Here is a 16,966-nt window from a genome sequence, read left to right as displayed (position 1 = left end):
CTGGGGCTCCGGCGCTCGGGTCGGATGGTCGCGCCGGTTCAGATGAACGGGGATGTTCTGTGTATGTTTTGGTTCTTCGGAACCGGCAAGGGGACGGCTGGAACGGGCGTCCGCTTCTGACGTGCGGCTAAGGAAAAGGGCCCGGAGATCGCTCTCCGGGCCCAAGCCTTCGCGGCCTTGAAAGGCCGTCCGCTTACCAGCTGTAGCTGAGGCGGGTGTAGAGGAAGCGGCCATTGAAGCCGAACGGCGAGAAGCCGGGGAAGCCGACGACGCCGGTCGTGTTGACCGCCGCCGGGGCCCGGTTCGGATACTCGTCGAACAGGTTGTTGGCCCCGACCGCCCAGGTGACCTTCTTCAGGAAGGTGTAGCGGGCTTCCAAGTCCCACACCGTATGGTCTCCCGAACGGTAGTCGAGGGCCTGGTTGGAGTTGGGGATCAGCACCGAGCCGTAGAAGGCGCCCTTCAGGGTCGCGCCCCAGGGGCCGTTCGACCAGTCGCCGCTGGCGACGAACTTCTTGTCCGGCGTGCCTTGCTCGTAGGTCGCCACGTTGACGCGGGCGAACAGCGAGGGCGGTACGGGCAGGGACGACAGGGTCGAGGTGGTGGGCACCTTGTCGACCTTGGTGTCGTTGAAGTTGGCCGCCAGGGTCAGGTCGAAGCGGCCGGCCTCGTCGGCGTCCAGGCGATAGCGGCCGACGATGTCGACGCCCTTGGTCTTGGTCTCGACGCCGTTGATGAAGAAGCGGGCCGTGGTGACGCCGAACGGCTGCAGCAGGCTGTAGATCGCCTGCTGGGTCGGGGTGCCGGTCGCCGAGCCCTGGATGTTCTCCGACAGCACGATCCGGTTGTTGATGTCGATCTGGTAGGCGTCGACCGTTAGCTCGAACGGGCCTTTGTGGTAGACGGCGCCGAGCGAATAGTTCTTGGACTTTTCCGGTTCCAGCGGCTTGGCGCCGAGCGCGGCGGCCGTGGCGCTGGTGGCCGGGAAGGTGCCGACGTCCACCGCCGCGCCGCCGATGATGTTGATCGACGTGGTGGTGAAGTACTGCTGTTGCAGGGCAGGGGCGCGGAAGCCCGACGAATAGGCGCCGCGGATCGCGAAGCTGTCGGTCAGGTCATAGCGCGCGGCGATCTTGCCGATCGTGGTCGAGCCGAAATCCGAATAGTCCTCGTAGCGGACGGCCAGGTCCACGTCGAACTTGTCGGTGACCTGGTTATCGAGGTCGGCATAGAGGCTGGTCGAGTGGCGGCTGACGTCGACGGCGTTGGTCGGACGGAAGCCCGGGAAGCCTTGCGCGCCGGCGCCCTTACCGTTGCCGCCATTGACCCAAGAGGCCGTCTCGCCCGCCTTGATCTTGTAGGTCTCGTCCCGGTACTCGACGCCGAAGGCCAGGGTGCTGGGCTTGGCGAAGTGGAAGAGCTCCAGCGGACGGTTGACGTCGATGGCGGCGACCGTCTGACCGTACTGCATCGAGCCGTCCTTGAACGAGGTCGGCGAGGACGGGCCCAGCGAGGCGTTGATCGAGTTGATCGTGCCGTACTTAACCTTGTTGCTGCCGTAGTTCACCGAGGCGTCGACGGTGAAGCCGGCGATGTCGCCCTTGGCGCCGAACTCGGCGTTGTAGTCGTCGATATCGGTGGTGATCTTCGGGATGTAGCCGTTCGGATAGACCGACACATAGTTGTTGGCGTTGTCGGCCAGGCGCGGGAAGGCCGCGCTCTGACCCTTGCGGTTCTGGTAGCCGGCCAGGCCATAGAGCTTCCAGCTGTCGTTCACCGGCAGGCCGAAATTGGCGTAGACCGTCTTGGTCTCGACCTGCGGGTCGCCATAGATGCCGGTGACCTTGTTCGGCGTGACGCGCGGGTCGAGGTCCGAGCGGTTGGTCGGGTTGCGGTAGGAATACTCGCCCGTCAACGTCAGGAAGCCGTCGTTGGGCAGGGCGAAGCCTTGCCAGAGCGACGCGCTGTAGGTCGGGCCGTCGTTGGCGTGGCGACCCGAGGTGTTGCGCGTGGTCTCGATATTGGTGTTGTAGACCCCATAGGTGGCGGTCGCGCCGCCGCCGGAGCGCGCCTCGCGCAGGCGCAGGTTGATGACGCCGGCGATGGCGTCCGAGCCGTACTGGGCCGCGGCGCCTTCACGCAGGATTTCGACGCTCTGCAGGGCGGCGGTGGGGATGGTGTTCAGGTCGAAAGGGGCCGAGCCGCGACCGATCGAGCCGTTGATGTTGACCAAGGCCGAGGTGTGGGCGCGGTGGCCGTTCAACAGCACCAGGGTCTGGTCCGGCGACAGGCCGCGCAGGGTGGCCGGGCGCACCGAGTCGGTGCCGTCGGTCACGGCGGGACGGGGGAAGTCGATCGACGGCGCCAGATTGGCCAAGGCCTGGGCCAGCTCCGGCGTGCCCTGACGGGTCAGCGCCTTGTTGTCGACGATGTCGACAGGCGAGACGGTGTCGAGACGCGACCGGGCGACCCGGGTGCCGGTGACGACGATCTGTTCGACCGTGGCCTCATCCGCGGCGGGCGCGGCGGTCTGGGCGTGTGCGGTGGCGGAAAAAGCGGTCAGCGAGGCGGCCGCCAGCAGCAAAGCTCTGTAACGCATGAGAAATCCCCTCTCGTGGCCGGGACGGAGACACGCGTCTTCTCGCCCCGAGGCGGGGGTCTTGATCGCCCCCAATCGAGAACATGGGAGCTTGTCACGAAAGCTACAAGTCGAACATTTCTATGCTGCGGCGCAGAAAAAAACGGCGCGGATCACTCCGCGCCGTCTCATTGGAAAAGCTTTTGATCCGTAAGGACTTAGGCTTCGTAGTCGCCTTCTTGCGAGCCGGCGCCGCCTTCCAGGAGGTCCTGGGCGGCTTCGGCTTCGGCGGCGCGTTCTTCCTCGAATTGCGAGGCGATGACGTTCTCGCCGCGCGCTTGGCGCTCGGCTTCGTCCTGGCTGCGCGCGATGTTCAAAGTGACCGTGATGGTCACTTCGGCGTGCAGCTTCACCTTCACTTCGTGGACGCCCAGCGTCTTGATCGGCTTGTCCAGCACGACCATCGAGCGGTCGACCTTGCCGCCTTCGGCCTTGATGGCGTCGGCGACGTCGCGGCCAGCGACCGAACCGTACAGTTGGCCGCTTTCGCCGGCCTGACGGATCAGGATGTACTGCGTGCCGTCCAGCGCTTCGCCGTTCTTGGCGGCCGATTCGCGGTTCTTGACGTTGCGGGCTTCAATCTCGGCGCGTTGCGCTTCGAAGTGGGCCAGGTTCGCCTTGGTGGCGCGCAGGGCCTTGCCGCGGGGCAGCAGGTAGTTCCGGGCGAAGCCGTCCTTGACGGTGACTTCGTCGCCGAGGACGCCGGTGCCTTCAACGCGTTCGAGCAGAATGACTTTCATCGTGGCGTCTCCCTTACTTCACGACGTAGGGGAGCAGAGCCAGGAAGCGGGCGCGCTTGATGGCCTTGGCCAGTTCGCGTTGCTTCTTGGCCGACACCGCGGTGATGCGCGACGGCACGATCTTGCCGCGTTCGGAGACGTAGCGCTGCAGCAGCTTCACGTCCTTGTAGTCGATCTTCGGCGCGTTGGCGCCCGAGAACGGGCACACCTTGCGGCGACGGAAGAACGGGCGGCGGGCGCCGCCAGCGGCGGCGGCCGGAGCGCCGGCTTCGGGAGCGGTCGTATCGGTCATGATCTATTTCTCCCTTACGCCGCGAACTCTTCGCGCGGACGCTCCGGGCGGTCGCCGCGATCGCGACGGGCCAGCACGGGCGACAGCTCGAGGTCCAGCTCTTCCACGCGGATGGTCATGAAGCGCAGCACATCTTCGTTGATGAGCAGCTGGCGCTCCATTTCCTTCACGGCCGGCGCCGGGGCGTCGATCGCGAGCAGGGAGTAGTGGCCCTTGCGGTTCTTCTTGATGCGGTAGGTGAGGTTACGCAGGCCCCAGTACTCGATCTTGGCGATGTGACCGCCATTCTCTTCGATCAGGGCTTTGAGTTGCTCGTTCAGAGCTTCGGCCTGTTGCGGCGAGATGTCCTGCCGCGCGATGACCACGTGTTCGTAGAACGCCATGTTTTCCTTCTTCCGTTATGGAAGGCGGCGCGGACGACGACGGAAGTCCGTCGACCACGATGGATCCGGCGCGCCGAGCGGGGAAACCCCGGTCCCGGATGGGTGCGCGCAAGACCGCCTTCCGTGAGAACGCGCGCTACTACAGGAGATGGGGCGGAAAGGCAAGGAAGCTTTGGGCTTGCGGCTCTTGGTTGAGCTTGCCTAGCTGTCGACCCGTCCTAGTCGGAGAGCGCGAGATGCGGAAGTTCCTGACCCTGCTGGTCCTGACCTGCGCGCTCGCCGCGCCCGCAGCCGCTTCGGCCGAGCCCTCGGCCAAGGCCTTGGCGCTGACCCGACGGATGGTGGCGGCCATGCACATGCAGGAAACCATGGTCCCCATGCTGCGCAACATGATGTCACAGCAGGCCGACGCGATCGCCGCCAGTCAGAAGGGTCTCAACGACAAGCAGAAGGTCATGCTGCGCGAGGCTGTTCGCGACAGCATGGAGGACGTGTTCGACGGCGGCTTCATGCAGCAGCTGATGGACAGGCTGACGCCGGCCTATGCCGAGGTCTATTCGGAGGAAGAGCTCCAGGCCATGGTCGACTTCTACGAAAGCCCTGTCGGGCAGTCGATCCTGCGAAAGATGCCGCAACTGGGGAGCATTGCATCCAAGAGCGTGGCCGAGCTTCTTCCCAAGATTCAGGCTGAGATGGTCGCCAAGATGAGCAAGCGGATGGAAGCCATCAAGGCGGCGGGGAACTAGCCGCCTCGCGACTTGCCGCTGGGGCAGGTTGTGCTAGGGAAGGTCCGATGAAGGGGCTTGCAGTTTCAATCGGCGCGATCCTCGCCGCCGCGTTGGCGGCCGGTGGCGCGCACGCCCAGGTCATCGTCCAGAAGCCCGACATGTCCGTTTCGGCCAAGGATGGCCGCTTTACCGGCTACTCGGCCGCCGTGCCTCTCGACTTGTCGACCGACACCGAGAAGGTGACGCTCACGGCCAAGTCCGTCGGCACGCTGGAGAACCCGACCTACGCGCTCGACCTGAACCTGGTTCAGAAGCCGGACGACGATCGCGTCGGCCAGCGCTCGATGGGTGTCGGCGCGTCCTGGAACGATCGCGAGGCCCGGGTGCGCTCGTCGGTGTCAAAGATGTTCGGCTTCGGCATCCTGCCGCGCGCCAACTATGTGCGCGTGTCGATGGACATGGACGCCAGCCAGGCGATCGCCGTGCCTGGCAAGGTCCCCGTGGCCCGTGCCAACCTCCGCTCGTCCCTGACCCTGGACGGCAAGCCGATCGGCTCGATCGCCGTGGGGGGCGGCTCGACCGGGGACGAGGGCGTGGATCTCAGCCTGACCCGACCGTTCGACATTCCCGCCGAGTTCACGGTCAGCCTGCGCGGCGCGGTGAATCCTCGGGAGCAGCAATGGCGGCTGCAGGACAGCCGCCTGATGGTCAAGCTGGTGAAGGCGAGCTGGTAGCCTCCAGCTTGCGGTCCTTGCGGGCCGTCACTTCGGCGAAGCGCTTCAGATACTCCGGGTGCTCGGTGCCCATCACCTTGTCCCAGAAGGTGAAGTACAGGCCGTAGTTCCAGCCCGCCTGCGCATGGTGCAGGTCATGGTGGGTCACGGTGGTGATCCAAGGCAGGAGCGGCCGACCGTCCTTGCGGGCGGGGAAGAGCTCGTAGCCCGAATGGCCGATCGTGTTGCGCACGATCTGGTGCAGCATGAAAAGGCCGACCACCGGCCACTGGGTCGGGATCAGGATCATCCACAGCGGCACGAAGATCCCGTTGATGGCCGCCTCGCCGAGATCGAAGCTGTAGGCGGTGAACGGCGAGGGGTTGTTCGACCGGTGGTGCCGCCGGTGGAAGCGGCGAAACAGTCGCCGATCGTGGATCAGCCGGTGCGTCCAGTAGAACCAGGCGTCGTGAGCGACGATCATCAGGACGAGGCTGGTCCAGAACCAGACCGGCCCCCAGCTCTTGGCGATCAGCGGCCCAGGCATCCAGCCGACGCGGAACAGACCGAAGGTCAGGAGGCCGATCGTCGAGAAGATGGCGATCGAGCGGATCGAGGTTCCGAACTCGATGAGCAGCTGGCGCGCCTCGGGGCGGGTCTCGCGGATCTTGCGGCCGGCCAGCGGCGCGGCCAGCACGATCCACAACGTGAACCAGACGCCGACCGAGAAGACGATATAGCGGGTGACGTCGATTTGCATGCCTGTCAGCCAGTGCCGACCGAACGCGAGGAGGGTGTCGAGCATCGAGGGCTCCCGAGGAAAAAGGACCTCGCCAAGAAAGCGACCCTGCTCCTGGTCGTCGCGCCGATCGCGAAATCAGGCGCGTTTGTCGGTTTTTGGCGGGCTCTCGTCGGATTCGATCAGGCGCAGGCGGGGCAGGGCGGGCGTCGCCTCCTGGCGCCAGGCGGTCGGGGTGACGCCGGTGGCGGCGCGGAAGGCGCGATTGAAAGGACCCAGGGACGCGAAGCCCAGCTCATAGGCGATGGTCGAGACCGATTTCAGCGCCTGTTCGGGATCGGCGAGCGCGATCTTGGCCGCCTCGATTCTTCGGCCGTTGACGTAGTCGGCGAAATTGCGGTGGCCCAGCGTGCCGTTGATCAGCTTGCGCAGCCGATGCTCGGGCGCGCCGACCAGGGCGGCCAGGGTTCCGATCGACAGGTCCTCGCCGCGCCAGACCTCGTTCTGGTTCATCGCCTTGTCCAGGCGCGCCAGGACCAGCCGGTCGGCGGGGGTGAGGTCGAGGGGCTCGGCGGGCTTTGGAGCGGGCGCTTCGCCCGGCGCGGGCGAGGCCTGGACCAACGCCGGCTCGGCGCGCAGCAGGGCCAGGGCGGAGCCGATCCCCAGCAGGACCAGCGCCACGGTCTGAACCATGCTGGACAGCACCGGGCCCTTGCCCAGCCCGAAGTCGCAAAGGGTCTGGATCAGCATATAGGCGGTCGCGGCGACCGCGATCGGGCCGCGCAGATGCCGCCGGCGTTCGATCAGGTCGGTTCGCCAGCCTCGCCAGGCCATCAAGAGAATATGGACGTGGATCGCGAGCGAGACGGCGGCGAACAGCCACCAAGCCACGGCGCGGGTTTCGCCCGGCGGCAGCAACGCGCCCGGGATCCACTGCGCCAGGACAAAAGCGGGAACCGCGAAGCGCCAGGGCGGGATCTTTGGCTCGTCCTCGAACAGCACCGAGCAAAAGAGCCAGAAGACGGCGGCGGCCATCGAGCTCAGCAACCAGGTCAGGGCGCTGAAATGCCGGTGCTGGGTGTAGAAATAGTGGCTCTCGAAGACGTGGGCGACGGCGCAGACCATCAAGATCACGCCGACCCAGCGCGTGGGGGTCATCTTGCGGCTGGCGGCCAGGGAAACGCCTGTCGCGGCGAAGGCGCCGACGGCGACGCCTCTCAGGCCCAGTTCGAGCGCGGGGATGTCGATGTGGGCGAGATCGGTCATGGCCGATCATGGGCCTCGCGCCGCGCGAGCCTCAACCCGCGCGGCTGGCCGAAAGCCAAAAAGCCTGGCTACTTCGTCTTGGCGGTCTTGTAGGCCTTCACCGCGTCCATGGTCTTGGTGACGTGACCCTGGAAGTTGCCGTCGGTGTAGCTGAGCAGGATCTTGCCGTCCGGCGCGATCACGTAGGAGGTGCGGTTCGTCCAGTCGGGCTTGATGGCCAAGGCTACGTCGTAGCTGCTGACCAGGGCCTTGTCGGCGGCGGCCACCGCGAACTTGTCGCGGCAGTGCTCCTTGGAGAAGTCCTTGATGCGGTCGACATTGCCGGCCGTGACGCCGATCACCGTGGCGCCCAGCTTTTCGAACTCGGGCGTGGCTTCCGCGAACTCGTGAGCCTCGGCGGTGCAGCCCGAGGTGTAGGCGGCCGGGAAGAAGTACAGCACGACCGGGCCCTTCTTCAGCGCCTTGGCGAGGCTGAAGTCGAAGTCCTTGCCGGCCAGGGCGGCCTTGGCGCTGAAATCGGGGGCCTTGTCGCCGACCTTCAGGGCGGCCAGGGCGGGAGAGGATACGGCGAGGGCGGCCGCGGCGACGCCGGCGAGAACGGTTTTCATGGCGCGACTCCGAAAGGAATGAATGGCCCCGATACGAGGAAGGCAGCACTTTGGACGCGGCGACGCTGATTGCAAGCCTTGGTCGCCGAACCGCGCGCACTTGCCGGGAAACGGGCTTTCCCCTAACCCTCGCGGCCTTGAATCTTAAAAGACGGAGCGGGCTTCGATGAGCATCGCCTTCATTTTTCCGGGCCAGGGCAGCCAGTCGGTCGGCATGGGCGTCGATCTTTCCGAGGCGTTCGCCAGCGCTCGCGAGGTGTTCCAGGAGGTCGACGACGCCCTGGGCCAGAAGCTGTTCGCGCTGATGAAGGACGGCCCCGACACCGACCTGACCCTGACCGAGAACGCCCAGCCGGCCCTGATGGCTGTCAGCCTGGCCGTGACCCGGACCCTGGAAAAGGAATTCGGCGTTGGGATCGACAAGGCCGCCTTCGTCGCGGGCCACAGCCTGGGTGAGTACTCGGCCCTGGCCGCCGCCGGCGCCATCAGCCTGGCCGACACCGCGCGCCTGCTGAAGCTGCGCGGCCAGGCCATGCAACGCGCCGTGCCGGTGGGCGAGGGCGCCATGGCCTCGCTGATCGGCCCCAAGACGGACCTGGCCCTGGCCGAGGAAGCCGCCAAGGCTGGTTCTGAGGTCGGCGTCTGCGTCGTGGCCAACGACAACAACCAAGGCAACGTCGTGATCTCCGGGGCCAAGGCCGCCGTGGACAAGGCCATCGAGAAGGCCAAGGAACTGGGCGCGCGGGCGATTCCGCTGAACGTGTCGGCGCCGTTCCATTGCCCGCTGATGCAGCCGGCGGCCGACGAGATGGCGGAAGCCCTGGCCAAGACCACGATCATCGCCCCCCGCGCTCCGCTGGTCGCCAACGTCACCGCCGCGCCGGTCCATGACCCGGACGTCATTCGCAAGCTGCTGATCGAACAGGTCACTGGCCGCGTCCGCTGGCGCGAGAGCATGACGTGGCTGGCCGGCCCGGGCGGCGTCACCCGCTTCGCCGAGGCCGGCGCCGGCAAGGTGCTGTCGGGCATGGCCAAGCGCATCGCCCCGGACGCCGAGGCGACTCCCCTGAACACCCCGGCGGACCTCGAAGCGTTCGCCAAGTCGCTCTAGAGCCCTTTCCGATCTGATTGATCCAATCAGATCGGATAAAAAGGGCTCTAAATCAAAAGTTTAGAGCATTTTCGATCCGATAACCGTTTCACACTTATCGGAAAATGCTCTAGAAGCCTAGGAAAGCCGCCATGTTCGACCTTACCGGCAAGACCGCCCTCGTCACCGGCGCCACTGGCGGCATTGGCGGGGCCATCGCTCGCGCCCTGCACGCCCAGGGCGCTCACGTCGTGCTCTCCGGAACGCGCGAATCGGCCCTGGCCGAGCTGAAGGCGGAGCTGGGCGAGCGCGCCTCGACCGTCGTGGCCAACCTCGCCGACGCCCAGCAGGTCGACGGCCTGGTCGCCAAGGCCGAGGAAGCCGCCGGCGCGCCGCTGGACATCGTGATCGCCAACGCCGGCGTCACGCGCGACGGCCTCATCGTCCGCATGAAGGACGAGGACTGGGAGACCGTGATCAAGGTCAACCTGGAGGGCTATTTCCGTCTCGCCCGCGCCGCCGCCAAGGGCATGATGAAGCGTCGCGCCGGCCGCATCATCGGCATCACCTCCGTGGTGGGCGTCACCGGCAATCCCGGCCAGACCAACTACGCGGCCTCGAAGGCCGGAATGATCGGCTTTTCCAAGGCCTTGGCCCAGGAACTGGCCAGCCGGGGCGTGACCGTCAACTGTGTCGCCCCGGGCTTCATCGCCAGCCCGATGACCGACGCCCTGAACGAGCAGCAGAAGGCCGGCATCCTTTCGACCATTCCCGCCGGCAAGCTGGGCGAGGGGAGCGACATCGCCGCCGCGTGCGTTTATCTGGCCAGCGACCAAGCCGGCTATGTCACCGGCCAGACCTTGCACGTGAACGGCGGCATGGCCATGATCTAAAACCGCTGTTCCTCTTTCGGTCTGCCGCTAGCAAGCCGAAAAGGAACGTGATAGGCGGTGCCCGACAATCCCTGCGAATAGCGCGGTTTCCGCCTCGCTGTTCATGGGCCGAAATTTCATAACGAGGGACTGAACAGAATGTCCGACATTCTCGAGCGCGTGCGTAAGATCGTCATCGAACACCTGGATGCCGATCCCGAGAAGGTCACCGAGAAGGCTTCCTTCATCGACGACCTGGGCGCCGACAGCCTCGACAACGTTGAGCTGGTGATGGCGTTCGAAGAAGAGTTCGACATCGAAATCCCGGACGACGCCGCCGAGCACATCCAGACCGTGGGCGACGCCGTGAAGTTCATCACGGAAAAGACCGCCTAAGAGGCGTCTCGTTCGCCTGGCGAACCTGACCATATTCCGCCGCGTCGCACGGGCTCTTGCCATCGTGCGCGCGGCGGTTTTCGTTTGAGGCCGAGATTCGCGGCTGGCGTTGCTGGGGCCGCGTCCCCAGATGCGGCGTCCGCATCGAAGGTTTGGGAGTGATCCATGCGTAGAGTCGTCGTCACCGGGCTGGGCCTGCTGACCCCTCTGGGCCAGGGCGTTGATGTGACCTGGAAGAACATCCTGGCCGGCAAGTCGGGCGCGAACCGCATCACCGCCTTCGACCCGACCGACTATGCCTGTCAGGTCGCCTGCGAGGTGCCGCGCGTCGACGGACGCGGCGGCGGCGGGCCGGACGTGGAGGGCTCGTTCAATCCCGACCAGACCATGAGCCCGCGCGACCAGAAGCGGGTGGACGACTTCATCCTCTACGGCATCGCCGCCGCCGACGAGGCGATCAAGGATTCGGGCTGGGTTCCCGAGACCGATGAGCAGCGCTGGCGCACCGGCGTCATCCTGGGCTCGGGCATCGGCGGTCTCTCGACCATCGCCGACACCGCGCTGGAGCTGGACGCCAAGGGGCCTCGCCGGGTCAGCCCCTTCTTCATTTCCTCGGCCCTGATCAACCTGATCTCGGGTCAGGTCTCGATCAAATACGGCTTCAAGGGACCCAACCACGCGGTGGTGACGGCCTGCGCCACCGGCGCTCACGCCATCGGCGACGCCGCGCGCCTGATCAAGTACGGCGACGCCGACGTGATGGTCGCCGGCGGGGCCGAGGCGGCGGTCTGCAAGCTGGGCATCGCCGGCTTCATCGCCTGCCGCGCCGTGGCCACGGCCTTCAATGACACGCCCGAAAAGGCCTCGCGCCCCTATGACAAGGATCGCGACGGCTTCGTGATGGGCGAGGGCGCGGGCGTCCTGGTGCTGGAAGAGTACGAGCACGCCAAGGCGCGCGGGGCCAAGATCTACGCCGAGGTGGTCGGCTACGGCCTGTCGGGCGACGCCCACCACATCACCGCGCCGTCGGAAGACGGCGAGGGCGGTTTCCGCGCCCTGCAGGCGGCGGTCAAGGACGCGGGCCTCCAGCCCTCGGACATCGACTACGTCAACGCCCACGGCACCTCGACCATGGCCGACGGCCTGGAAGCCGGCGCGGTCGAGCGCTTCCTGGGCGACCACGCCAAGAACGTCGTGATGTCCTCGACCAAGTCGATGACGGGGCACCTTCTGGGCGCGGCCGGCGCCATCGAGGGGATCTTCTCGATCCTGGCGATCCGCGACCAGATCGCCCCGCCGACCATCAATCTCGACAATCCCGACGTCCACGTCGCCATGAACCTGGCGCCGAACAAGGCCGTGCCGCACAAGATCGACGTGGCCGTGTCCAACAGCTTCGGCTTCGGCGGCACCAACGCCTCGGTCGTGTTCAAGAAGGTCCCGTGAGCCAGAAGCCGCAGCCCCCCAAGCGTCCCTCGAAGGGCCGCGCGCCGCGCGCCAAGGCCTCGCGGCCTGAAACCGCGTCGCTGGGACGCCGGTTGGGGCGCGGCCTCTTCGGCGCCCTCGCCACCCTGCTGGTGGTGGGCGTCGTCATCCTCCTGGGCGCGGCCTGGATCTATAGCGGCCCGGGCCCCGCGGCGAAGGCGGGCGACAAGACCACGGTGATCCTGCGCAAGGGCGCCAGCCTGCCCGAGATCGCCTCCAGCCTGGAGCGCGGCGGGGTCATCCGCTCGTCCTCGATCTTCATGACGGCGGCCAAGGCCACCGGCGCGGCGCGCGGGCTCAAGGCGGGCGAGTACGAGTTCGCGAGCCGAGCCTCCATGGCAACGATTCTGGACGCTATCCGCCACGGCCGCATCGTCCGCCACTGGATCACCATCCCCGAGGGCCTGACCTCGGACATGGTTATGGATATCCTCAACAAGTCCGACGTGCTGACCGGCGACGCGGCGACTCCGCCCGAGGGCGCGATCCTGCCCGAGACCTACGAGGTTCAGCGCGGCGAGGATCGGGCCGCGGTTCTGCAGCGGATGATGGACGATCGCGACAAGCTGCTGAACCAGCTCTGGGCCCACCGCCAGGAAGGCCTGCCGTATCGCAGCAAGGAAGAGGCCGTGACCATGGCCTCGATCGTCGAGAAGGAAACCGGCAAGGCCAGCGAGCGCCCGCAGGTGGCGGCGGTGTTCATCAACCGGCTGCGCACCGGGATGCGCCTGGATACCGACCCGACCGTGATCTATGGTATCTCGCGCGGACGTCCGCTGGGGCGTGGCCTGCGCCGGTCCGAGCTGGATACGCCGACGCCGTACAACACTTACCGGATCGACGGTCTGCCGCCGACCCCGATCGCCAATCCAGGCCGCGCGGCCCTGGCGGCGGCCCTGAACCCGGCCAAGACCAACGACCTCTATTTCGTCGCCGACGGCACGGGCGGTCACGTGTTCGCCTCGACCCTGGAGCAGCATAACGCCAATGTCGCCAAGTGGCGGCAGATCGAGCGCCAGCGGGCGGGCGAAGGTGTCCCGGTCGTACCGGCCCCGCCGGCGGGGAAATAGACTCATGCCGATCTCGGGGATGACCGGCTTCTCCCGCGTCGAGGGCGCGCACGGCGCCTGGAGCTGGGCGGTCGAGGCGCGCAGCGTCAATGGCCGTAACCTGGAAACCCGCTTTCGTGGACCTCCCGGCTTCGACGCCTTGGAGCGCGCCGCGCGGGACGGCGCCCAGGCTCGCTTTCAGCGCGGCCAGTTGACGGTCAATGTCCAGGCCAAGCGGGCCGAGGCCGCTGGCGAGGCTCAAGTCAATGTGGCGGTGCTCGAGCGCTATCTGAGCGCGGGTGGTCCCTATGTCGCCACCGGCATGGTCGCCAAGCCCACGCTCGACGGCCTGTTGGCCCTGAAGGGCGTGATCGAGGCGCGCGAGGACGAGGACGACGCCGAGACGCGCGCCGCCGTGGAGGCCGCCATGGCCGCCTCGATCGCCCAAGCTCTGGACGCGCTGAAGATCGCCCGGCAGGAGGAGGGCGCGGCCCTCGATCCGGTGCTGAACGGCCTGGTCGATCGCATCGAGACCCTGACCCAGGCCGCCGAGGGCGAGGCCGCCGGCCAGCCCGCCGTCCTGAAGGAGCGTTTCGCGCGCCGGATGGCCGAGTTGATCGGCGAGGCGGCCAGCGAGGACCGCATCGTCCAGGAAGCCGCCGCCCAGGCCGTGAAGGCCGATGTCCGCGAGGAGCTGGATCGCCTGGCCAGCCACGTGGCCGGGGCGCGAGCCCTGTTGTCGGGCGAGGGGGCGTCGGGCCGCCGGCTCGACTTCCTCTCCCAGGAATTCATGCGCGAATCCAATACTCTCTGCTCGAAATCGGCCCTCGCCGGCCTGACCGGGATCGGTCTGGAGCTGAAGGCCGTGATCGAGCAGTTCCGCGAGCAGGTCCAGAACGTTGAATAAGCCCCACCATACTCCTTCTCACGGCGCGCACCGGGGCCTGTTGCTGATGGTGGTCGCGCCCTCGGGCGTCGGCAAGACGTCGCTGACCCGGCGTCTGGTGGCCGATCATAACGACCTGCACCTGTCGATCAGCGCCACGACGCGCGACCCGCGCCCGGGTGAGCACGACGGGCGCGACTATCACTTCGTCACCCAGGACAAGTTCAAGGCGATGATCGAGGCAGACGCCTTCCTGGAGTGGGCCGAGGTCTATGGAAACTTCTACGGCAGCCCCAAGCCGCCGATCATGGCCGCGCTGGAGCGGGGCGAGAGCGCGCTGTTCGACATCGACTTCCAGGGCGCGATGAAGGTGCACGCCCAGGCCAAGGAAGACAGTGTGCTGGTCTATATCCTGCCGCCGTCGCTGGCCGAGATGAGCCGCCGCCTGCACGCGCGCAGCCAGGACAGCGAAGAGGTGATTCATCGCCGTCTCTCGCGCGCCAAGGACGAGGTCGCCGATTGGGAGCGGTTCGACTACGTCATCCTCAATGACGACTTCGACCGCGCCTATGCCGACCTAGCCCACATCTATCACGCCGAGCGTCTGAAGCGGGCTCGCAATCCCTGGATCGGCGAGCTGGTGGGCGAGCTCCTCAAGGAAGAAATCTGAGTCGCTCGCCCCGCCGACAAGGCTCGGGCCAAGTCGCCCGGGCCGCGCTACAGCGCGCGGCGGCCGAAGATCAGATGATACAGGGCCAGGATGACGACGGCGCCGACCGTCGCCACGGCCAGGCTGTAGAGGTTCAGGCCGGATACGCCGCTGCTGCCGAACTGGTTGAACAGCCAGCCGCCGACGAACGCGCCGACGATACCGAGCACGATATCGAGCAGCACGCCGCTGCCGGTGCGATTGACGAGCTTGCTGGCGATGAAGCCGGCGATCAGGCCCAGAAGAAGCCAGGCGAGAATGGACATCGTTGAGACCTCCGTGAGCGGTCGCCCTGCGCGACCCGCTGCATCAAGGTCTGGACGGCGCCGTTAGTTCCCTGATCAGCGCTTGATCTGGTTCTGGACGAAGGCGATCAGCTTCTCCGCCGGGGCGCGGCCGAACGCGATGAAGAGGCCCGAGCCCAGCGCGGCGCCGATCAGGAAGGTCATGGTCATCGCGGTGATCCCCTTGTGGAGGGGCAGCTATTGCAGGCGCTCCGTGGCCAAGCCAAGGCGACAACGGGGCGCTGCGACGATCGGTCCGGGCCTGCTTGCTCAGGCGGCGCCGCGCGGCGGGGCCAGCAGGGTCAGCACGCAGGTCAGGCCTTCGGGCGCGTAGTCGAAATCGGCCGTTCCGGCGAGATCACCCCGCAGGCTGGCGGCGATCAAGCGCGTGCCGAAGCCGCCGCGCGTGGGAGTGCTTGCCGGCGGGCCGCCCCGTTCGCGCCATGTGACGACAAGGCGGGTGCGGCCCTCAAGCCTCCACGAGACGCCGACCCGACCGGTCTCGGCCGATAGAGCGCCATATTTCGAGGCGTTGGTGGCCAACTCGTGGAAGATCATCGCCAGCGCCACGGCGGCGTTCGGCGCCAGGGGCGCATCCGGCCCTTCAAGGTCGACCTGGCTTTCGTAGGGACGCAGCGCCCCTTTCAGAAGATCGCCGAGATCGGCGCCCTCCCAGTTGCGGCGGGTCAGCAGATCGTGAGCGCTGGCCAGGGCATGGATGCGGTCATTGAACTGGGTCAGACCTGTCTCGCCGCCTTCGCGCAGGCTGTGGCGCGCCAGGGACTGGACGATGGCCAGCGTGTTCTTCACCCGGTGGTTCAGTTCGTTGATCATCAGCTGCTGGCGTTCGGCGGCCTCGCGCGCCTCGTTCTCCCGCGCGCGCAGCTCCTCGTCCGCCGCCATCAGCGACCCGCGCACCTCGGCGATTTCCTGCAGATAGGATGGCGCGGGGTCCAGGGGCGCGCCCGCCGCCAGGGCCTCGGCCTCGCGAACAAGACCGCGCACGTCGTCCGAGATCGGACGGGCGAAGGCCAGAGCCGCCATGACGCCCAAGGCGATCATCAAGGCCGCGCCGACCATGGCTGGCCCCAGAGAGTACAGCACGGTGCGGTTCAGCTCGGTCCTCGGCACGCCGATGATGAACGTCCAATGCGACTGCTGTGAGCGGGTGAACCCGGTCAAGGTGGGGATGCCGTCGAGGGTCTGGCTGTGAAGAACGCCCTCGTTCGTGCGCGCCATGGCCTGTCGAAGGTCGTGGCTGGCGTGACGGCCCAGCATCTTCTCCTGGTCGCGCGAGCGCGCCACCACGACGCCGTTGCGATCGACGATGCTGGCCGTCCACGTGTCCGGAAAGCCCTGGGCGGTCATCAGGGCGTGGAAGGCGCTCGGCGACTGAATATATCCCAGCACGTGAAGCTTTCCCCGGACCAGGACCGGACGGTCGAAGGCGACGATCGGGCTTAGGGGCGCGGGGCGTTCGATCAGGTCGGACACCGTGGTGCGGCCGCTGGTCATGTCGGCCCAATCACGGTCCGGCAGGCGCATCGCCGGCGGCGTCGCGCCGGGGGGCATTCGCGTGTTGATCCACTGGCGGTCCTGACTCATCAGCACGATCCAGGCGTCACGGCCCTTCACGGCTTCCTGGGCCTGCTTCTCGAAGGTGACGAGGTCGCCTTGGGCCAGGGCGGGCGAGACCGACAGGCCCTGCAGGATGCTCTGGCCCTGGCCGATCTGGCGGTCCGTGGCCAGGGATAGGGCGCGGGTCATGGCGGTCAGCTGCGTCGCGAAACGCTGCTCGCCTTCCGAATACTGCATGGCGACCAGCGCGGCCATCAACAGGATGGCCGGCGCCGCCAAGGTCAGGGCCATGAACAACAGTCGCCGCGCGACCGTCGATGGCGCCTTCGCCGCACGGTTCCTCACATTCGCCCCACTTGTCCCCTCGGTCAGGCTGAAGACCGCGGGGCCCGGCGTCAATAAACCCTGGGGCGTCGGAGGGCTAGAGCTTTTCCTATTCGGGTGAAACCACTGAACAGGGTAAAGTAGCTGTTTAACGATATACTTATGGTATACTTCCGGTGTTGCGAT

The 16,966-nt window shown here is 66.9% G+C and carries 18 protein-coding genes; 9 read left to right on the top strand and 9 right to left on the bottom strand.

The genetic code is table 11. The features are described 5' to 3' along the window. Nucleotides 1-193 precede the first annotated feature (193 nt). The 4 genes from FCU40_RS02150 to rpsF form a co-directional block, all read right to left on the bottom strand. A complete protein-coding gene (locus FCU40_RS02150; RefSeq protein ID WP_168072580.1) occupies nt 194-2,599 on the bottom strand; it encodes a TonB-dependent receptor in 2,406 nt (801 codons plus the stop codon). A gap of 197 nt (nt 2,600-2,796) precedes the next feature. Continuing rightward, the gene (gene rplI, locus FCU40_RS02145; protein ID WP_004615087.1) at nt 2,797-3,378 is read right to left on the bottom strand and encodes a 50S ribosomal protein L9; all 582 of its coding nucleotides are present in this window, start codon (nt 3,376-3,378) and stop codon (nt 2,797-2,799) included. 13 nt (nt 3,379-3,391) lie between these two features. Then, nucleotides 3,392-3,670 (bottom strand): 30S ribosomal protein S18, encoded by a 279-nt coding sequence (gene rpsR, locus FCU40_RS02140; RefSeq protein WP_004615089.1) that lies wholly within the window; start codon nt 3,668-3,670, stop codon nt 3,392-3,394. 14 nt (nt 3,671-3,684) lie between these two features. Then, on the bottom strand, nt 3,685-4,053 hold the full coding sequence (gene rpsF / locus FCU40_RS02135; RefSeq protein ID WP_004615090.1) for a 30S ribosomal protein S6: 369 nt from the start codon (nt 4,051-4,053) through the stop codon (nt 3,685-3,687). Between the two features lie 236 nt (nt 4,054-4,289). On the opposite strand from rpsF, the gene FCU40_RS02130 reads away from it, so the two are divergent. Then, on the top strand, nt 4,290-4,799 hold the full coding sequence (locus tag FCU40_RS02130) for a DUF2059 domain-containing protein (RefSeq protein ID WP_168072578.1): 510 nt from the start codon (nt 4,290-4,292) through the stop codon (nt 4,797-4,799). A 47-nt stretch (nt 4,800-4,846) separates the two neighbouring features. Further along, nucleotides 4,847-5,515, top strand: a complete 669-nt coding sequence (locus FCU40_RS02125; protein WP_168072576.1) for a hypothetical protein — start codon at nt 4,847-4,849, stop codon at nt 5,513-5,515. Here the strand turns inward: FCU40_RS02125 and FCU40_RS02120 are convergent. From FCU40_RS02120 to FCU40_RS02110, 3 genes are all read right to left on the bottom strand, one after another. Beyond that, nucleotides 5,490-6,299, bottom strand: a complete 810-nt coding sequence (locus FCU40_RS02120) for a sterol desaturase family protein (protein WP_168072574.1) — start codon at nt 6,297-6,299, stop codon at nt 5,490-5,492. The genes FCU40_RS02125 and FCU40_RS02120 overlap by 26 nt on opposite strands. Before the next feature lie 72 nt (nt 6,300-6,371). After that, nucleotides 6,372-7,499: an AraC family transcriptional regulator gene (locus FCU40_RS02115; protein ID WP_168072573.1), complete on the bottom strand. Its 1,128-nt coding sequence runs from the start codon at nt 7,497-7,499 to the stop codon at nt 6,372-6,374. A gap of 68 nt (nt 7,500-7,567) precedes the next feature. Further along, complete coding sequence (locus tag FCU40_RS02110) at nt 7,568-8,107, bottom strand: peroxiredoxin (protein ID WP_168072571.1); 540 nt, start codon at nt 8,105-8,107, stop codon at nt 7,568-7,570. A gap of 166 nt (nt 8,108-8,273) precedes the next feature. Between FCU40_RS02110 and fabD the strand changes: the two genes are divergently transcribed. From fabD to gmk, 7 genes are all read left to right on the top strand, one after another. After that, nucleotides 8,274-9,218 carry an ACP S-malonyltransferase gene (gene fabD, locus FCU40_RS02105; RefSeq protein WP_168072570.1) on the top strand — a complete coding sequence of 315 codons (945 nt, stop codon included), beginning with the start codon at nt 8,274-8,276 and terminating at the stop codon, nt 9,216-9,218. 131 nt (nt 9,219-9,349) lie between these two features. Then, nucleotides 9,350-10,090 (top strand): 3-oxoacyl-[acyl-carrier-protein] reductase, encoded by a 741-nt coding sequence (fabG, locus tag FCU40_RS02100; protein WP_168072568.1) that lies wholly within the window; start codon nt 9,350-9,352, stop codon nt 10,088-10,090. A 138-nt stretch (nt 10,091-10,228) separates the two neighbouring features. Beyond that, nucleotides 10,229-10,465: an acyl carrier protein gene (locus tag FCU40_RS02095; protein WP_004615098.1), complete on the top strand. Its 237-nt coding sequence runs from the start codon at nt 10,229-10,231 to the stop codon at nt 10,463-10,465. Nucleotides 10,466-10,630: 165 nt separating this feature from the next. After that, the gene (fabF, locus tag FCU40_RS02090; RefSeq protein WP_168072566.1) at nt 10,631-11,911 is read left to right on the top strand and encodes a beta-ketoacyl-ACP synthase II; all 1,281 of its coding nucleotides are present in this window, start codon (nt 10,631-10,633) and stop codon (nt 11,909-11,911) included. Then, nucleotides 11,908-13,020 carry an endolytic transglycosylase MltG gene (gene mltG, locus FCU40_RS02085; protein ID WP_168072564.1) on the top strand — a complete coding sequence of 371 codons (1,113 nt, stop codon included), beginning with the start codon at nt 11,908-11,910 and terminating at the stop codon, nt 13,018-13,020. Before fabF ends, mltG begins: the two co-directional genes overlap by 4 nt. A 4-nt stretch (nt 13,021-13,024) precedes the next feature. Further along, entirely contained in the window at nt 13,025-13,906 is an 882-nt protein-coding gene (locus tag FCU40_RS02080; RefSeq protein WP_168072562.1) for a YicC/YloC family endoribonuclease, read from the top strand. A gap of 46 nt (nt 13,907-13,952) precedes the next feature. Next, nucleotides 13,953-14,555 (top strand): guanylate kinase, encoded by a 603-nt coding sequence (gmk, locus tag FCU40_RS02075; RefSeq protein WP_004615103.1) that lies wholly within the window; start codon nt 13,953-13,955, stop codon nt 14,553-14,555. A gap of 47 nt (nt 14,556-14,602) precedes the next feature. Here the strand turns inward: gmk and FCU40_RS02070 are convergent, their stop codons facing one another. Together FCU40_RS02070 and FCU40_RS02065 are read right to left on the bottom strand one after the other, a co-directional pair. After that, nucleotides 14,603-14,860, bottom strand: coding sequence for a GlsB/YeaQ/YmgE family stress response membrane protein (locus FCU40_RS02070; protein ID WP_004615104.1), 258 nt, complete (start codon nt 14,858-14,860; stop codon nt 14,603-14,605). 288 nt (nt 14,861-15,148) lie between these two features. Continuing rightward, on the bottom strand, nt 15,149-16,747 hold the full coding sequence (locus FCU40_RS02065) for an HWE histidine kinase domain-containing protein (RefSeq protein ID WP_175582054.1): 1,599 nt from the start codon (nt 16,745-16,747) through the stop codon (nt 15,149-15,151). Between the last annotated feature and the right edge of the window lie 219 nt (nt 16,748-16,966).

This window comes from Caulobacter sp. SSI4214 (assembly GCF_012184455.1).
Classification (GTDB): Bacteria; Pseudomonadota; Alphaproteobacteria; order Caulobacterales; family Caulobacteraceae; genus Caulobacter; species Caulobacter vibrioides_E.
This window is presented reverse-complemented; position numbering and strand designations above follow the sequence as displayed.